The 233-nt window shown below is 73.8% G+C and carries 1 protein-coding gene; it reads left to right on the top strand.

Annotation, left to right across the window (positions count from 1 at the left end; all coding sequences use genetic code 11):
• On the top strand, positions 1–233 hold a 233-nt coding region (locus MFF64_RS37395), incomplete at both ends, for a BBE domain-containing protein (protein ID WP_238194134.1).

The following is a 233-nucleotide window of genomic DNA, read 5'->3' as shown; positions in this document are numbered from 1 at the left end:
ATGATCGGCCCCGTCCCGCTGGACGGGCTGCGCACCGCGCACGCCGCCCTGCACGAGCGGCTGCGCCCGTGGTCCACCGGCGGAGCGCTCGCCAACTTCTTCGGCCTGGACGACGCCGACCCGGCCGTGGTGCGCACCGCCTACCCGGAGCCCGTGCACCGGCGGCTCACCGAGCTCAAGGCGGTGTACGACCCGGGGAACCTCTTCCGGCTGAACTTCAACATCCCGCCCGC

Source organism: Methylobacterium frigidaeris (genome assembly GCF_022179185.1).
GTDB classification, from domain to species: Bacteria; Pseudomonadota; Alphaproteobacteria; order Rhizobiales; family Beijerinckiaceae; genus Methylobacterium; species Methylobacterium frigidaeris.
This window is presented reverse-complemented; position numbering and strand designations above follow the sequence as displayed.